This is a genomic window from Suttonella ornithocola, from assembly GCF_001889065.1.
Taxonomy (GTDB): Bacteria; Pseudomonadota; Gammaproteobacteria; order Cardiobacteriales; family Cardiobacteriaceae; genus Suttonella_A; species Suttonella_A ornithocola.
Map to the genome: position 1 here is coordinate 1 of NZ_LWHB01000206.1, position 3,661 is coordinate 3,661.

The following is a 3,661-nucleotide window of genomic DNA, read 5'->3' on the forward strand; positions in this document are numbered from 1 at the left end:
TTTAACTCACATACAGCATTAGCTCGTTTTCCCATACTGAGGTTAGCTGTCTGTGGTTTGTCAGTTTGTATGCAAGCTAAACCTATTCAGCTATAACAAAACTGTGTTCAAGCTCTGGGTCTGAGAGGTTATGCCATTGTCCGAGTAAGATGGCTTTGAATATGCTCAATAGCGGGTAGTTTATCCGTCCTCGCTTGTCGCGCTGTTGCTGGTTTTTCTGCTCAACTAGGCAACGCTCTATCGACTGCCAGTCTATCACTCTTGCTAGTTTAAGTAAGGGATAACGGTCTATGTGCTTATTTATCATGCTTTTGGCACTATGCTGAAAAAAAACGGCTCATCATTGCTCCCTTTTTACTTCAATCATATTGATAGTTTTAAAGATTTTAATTTTTTTGCAAAAGTCTCAAAAGGTCTTAACCTACCACCTTGTCACGGCAGCAGATGCACTCTTATATAGCAAAGCACAACGATGCTGAAAGTTAGATAAAGCTCTGCTGCCAAACTTCCTATTTCTAGATGGTATCCAAGCGCCTTCAAAGAAAGTGACATTGTATGAAACAGTAAAGAGGCGGAAGTCATGAAACACTATGATTAACACCGTAAAATAACTGTCTATTTATAAGCATATTACTTAAACCACTATTGCTAATATGGCAATTGATCACGCGAAAACATCATCGCTGGCAAGTTATCTAAAAAGTATTATCCATTTTTGTCAGACAAAGAACGTTGATAGTTCACGTTACAGGATTGGATATCTATAATATTCTCACGATTAAATGACCAATCTTCTATATTCTTTAGCAAAACACCTAAGTCATCTGCACACTGTGCCCATACCTTAGTAAATGTCGTATTTTTTGTTTTAAATCCGGAAGGAAAAATATGTTTTCAAACAAACTTTATCATTTACAGATTTTCTTTTTAATATTAGGGGTAATATTTATGACGACCTCTTATGCAAAAATGCTAGAACCATTTGATAGTCATCATGAGCACACTGTATCAACAGAACAAAATAAAGTTACAGCTACTCGTTGGATAATTCTTCGGCTATATTCCAACAAAATATGACACAACAACTCTGCAATTTGATAAAAAACGCATGACGCAGGCACAAATAAAGTTCCTTCTCGGCATGATGTATGCCAATGGATATGGCGTGAAAAAAGATATAAAAAAGCCATTCAATGCTGGGAAGAAGCCGCAATGCTCGGCTCTATAGAGGCGCAATATCATCTCGGCTTACTCTATATATTCGCTGATAAAAAAAGCGGGATACAAAATGCACAGAAATCTCGGCAATGGTTAGAAAAAGCCGCTTTCAAAGGCGATAGTAATGCACAATATGCACTTGGTCTTCAATATCAGTATCTAAATAAAAATGTAGAAAAATACTGGCTTAAAAAAGCTGCTACCCAAGGGAATGTTCATGCGCAAACCAGTCTTGCTATGTTGTATGCATCTGAAGAAGCGTACGCAAAAGCCTATCAATGGCTTAAAACAGCTGCTGAAAAAGGCTATAACATTGCACAAAATAATCTTGGTGTCATCTATGGTTATGGCAAATGGGATATTGATATATAGTCAAATCAGCTAAAAAACAGAACGTTATCTACCGCCAGAATGGCTAGATAAGGGCTATAGGATGTTTTGTTTTTTAGCTGATCGCACTATAAATTATCACCAAGCAGAATATTGGTTTGAAAAGGCAGCAGCACAAAGCAATAAAAAAGCAAAAGCCAACTTAGAAGAATTAAAGTTTGTTTTAGCGCACAATCACGCCGAGAATACTCAATAGCTATAATCTACAACATAGAAATAAGTTGCTTTAAGACAAAATAGCGTAAAATCCTATCGGGATAATTCTATTTTTAACCTTTCTATATAGACAAAGTACATATTATGAATGAGATTAAATGTCCCCATTGCCATAAGGCATTCACGATAGATGAAGCAAGTTATGCTGAGATTGTTAACCAAGTTCGTAATGATACGTTTCACGTGGAACTTGAAGAACGCATAACACAAATAAAAGCACAATTAGATAGTGAGATACGCTTACAGCAAACTGAGACAGAACAGTTTTTTGAAAAACAATTAGCCGAAAAAGTAACTGAAATAACGCGCTTACAACATCATATTGAAACCCATCAACAAGCCCAACAGCTCGCAATCGCAAATGCTACCGCACCATTACAAACTAAGTTGGCGGAACAAACACAGGAAATTGAGCAATTAAAACTCACCTTGCAATCAGATAAATTGTTAGCCGCATCAGAAAAATCTTTAGCAGTTGAAAAAGCGATTGCAGAAAAATCAAAAGCCCTGACAGAACTGGAAGCACAGTTAAAATCTCGGGATGCGGAGAATGCTTTAGAAAAGCAAAGTTTACGTGAAAAATATGAAGCTGAACTTAAGCTAAAAGAAGAAACAATTGCGTTTTATAAAGATTTTAAAGCTAAGCAATCTACCAAAATGCTGGGAGAAACTTTAGAAATTCATTGTGAAACCGCATTTAATCAGGTGCGAGCAATGGCATTTCCCTCTGCGCAATTTGGTAAGGATAATAACGCTACTTCTGGCAGTAAAGGAGATTATATTTTTCGCGAATATGACGAGCATGGCAATGAGATTCTCTCAATTATGTTTGAGATGAAAAATGAAGGAGATGAAACAGCGACGAAAAAGAAAAACGAACATTTCTTTAAAGAGTTGGATAAAGACCGTCGAGAAAAGCAATGTGAATATGCGGTCTTAGTTTCTCTTTTAGAGACAGAGAGTGAGTTATATCAAGGCATAACCGATGTTTCTTACACCTATCCTAAAATGTATGTCATTCGTCCACAATTTTTTGTACCAATGATTTCTTTATTACGCAATTCTGCTTTAAATACACTGCAATATAAACAAGAAGTCGCTCTAATGCGCGCACAAAATATTGATATTACAAATTTTGAAGAAGACTTACAGTCATTCAAAACAGCATTTGCAAAAAATTATGAATTAGCTAGCCGTCGTTTTGGTGAAGCTATCAGCGAAATTGATAAAACAATTACGCATCTGCAAAAGACAAAAGAAGCTTTATTATCATCGGAGAATAATCTACGCCTCGCCAATAATAAGGCAGAAGATTTAACGGTGAAAAAACTCACACGTAAAAATCCAACCATGAAAGCAAAGTTTGATGCATTAAAGCAGGATAAGTTATCATCCTGATAATAATGTAAAAATAGAGCAAAATGTCTTTAACTCGCATATAGTAGGGTTCCCAAAAAATGCATACCGTACTTGAAGAATAGAATGCTGTTCTCAAGGCGGATATTGAGTTAATGTTATAGTAAAATCACTTAGAATCCAATCTATCCAAAGCAGATATAAAGAACAACTTGTAGTAGAATTATTGGTAGTTGTTTGAAAAGTATGCTAAACATACTCTTACAAAAAATACTTCTTTTAATATATTGATATTTAAATATTTAACTGCCATTGGATTATTTGATAATATTCCAGCATACTTTTCAAACCACTACCGAATTATCAAAAACAAACTGAGCATATCCTATGACCTACTGCAGCCAATTCCGACAGAAAATTCTTAACGATATTGCTAATGGAGAAACTTGGCGCGCTGTTGCAAAGCGCTACAAGATCAGCA

3 protein-coding genes and 1 pseudogene are annotated in these 3,661 nt (G+C 35.8%); 3 read left to right on the forward strand and 1 reads right to left on the reverse strand.

All coding sequences use genetic code 11. The annotated features are described in order from the left end of the window. Positions 1–94: 94 nt before the first annotated feature. A pseudogene (locus A5N85_RS16750) lies at positions 95–307 on the reverse strand (transposase); the annotation flags it as partial. A 905-nt stretch (positions 308–1,212) separates the two neighbouring features. Between A5N85_RS16750 and A5N85_RS15805 the strand changes: the two are divergent. The 3 genes from A5N85_RS15805 (at position 1,213) to A5N85_RS12920 (ending at position 3,222) form a co-directional block, all read left to right on the forward strand. Then, positions 1,213–1,590, forward strand: a complete 378-nt coding sequence (locus tag A5N85_RS15805; protein WP_072577566.1) for a tetratricopeptide repeat protein — start codon at positions 1,213–1,215, stop codon at positions 1,588–1,590. A gap of 61 nt (positions 1,591–1,651) precedes the next feature. Then, on the forward strand, positions 1,652–1,804 hold the full coding sequence (locus A5N85_RS15810; RefSeq protein ID WP_169818675.1) for a hypothetical protein: 153 nt from the start codon (positions 1,652–1,654) through the stop codon (positions 1,802–1,804). Positions 1,805–1,908: 104 nt separating this feature from the next. Beyond that, entirely contained in the window at positions 1,909–3,222 is a 1,314-nt protein-coding gene (locus A5N85_RS12920; RefSeq protein ID WP_072577567.1) for a DUF2130 domain-containing protein, read from the forward strand. Positions 3,223–3,661: the final 439 nt, after the last annotated feature.